General features: G+C 44.3%; 1 protein-coding gene. It reads right to left on the bottom strand.

Annotated elements, in window-relative coordinates:
* Window positions 1–115: 115 nt before the first annotated feature.
* On the bottom strand, window positions 116–530 hold a 415-nt coding region (locus R7Z47_RS26665; RefSeq protein ID WP_411913072.1), incomplete at its 5' end, for an ACT domain-containing protein.

Genomic DNA, 530 nt, shown 5'->3' with positions numbered 1-530 from the left:
AACAAGCAATAAAAAGGGCTGCCAATGTGCAGCCCTTTAATTTGTCGTTGTTCCCTCAAAAACCACGTTATGCTTTTGAACCACGGTAGTGGTCACTTGAGGATACAAACCAATGTTATTGTTCGAAGAGCTCTGTATGCAGCTTCTGAATGGCTTGCTTCGCCACCGACTCATTCACAAGGAAGCACAGGTTATGAGGGCTTGCTCCATAACAGATCATGCGTAAGTTCAAATCTTCTAGCGTACCAAACACTTGCTTCGCATAGCCTTTACGTTCACTCATCTTGTTACCAATCAAGGCTACCAAACAAAGGTCATGTTCTACTTCGACCTTACACAACTCTTCCAACTCTTCACGTGCTGCTTGAGGAAGTTGTGGTGCGCCGCCTGAGGTATCAGTTTGATCTAGCGTGAGTGACACACTGATTTCTGATGTGGTGATAAGGTCTACCGAAATTTTGTGCTTGGCTAAAATCTCAAATACTTTTGCTAAGAAGCCGTACGCATGGAACATGTTCGCACTACGTAGA

The organism is Vibrio sp. 1641, from assembly GCF_033339995.1.
Lineage (GTDB): Bacteria > Pseudomonadota > Gammaproteobacteria > Enterobacterales > Vibrionaceae > Vibrio > Vibrio alginolyticus.
This window is presented reverse-complemented; position numbering and strand designations above follow the sequence as displayed.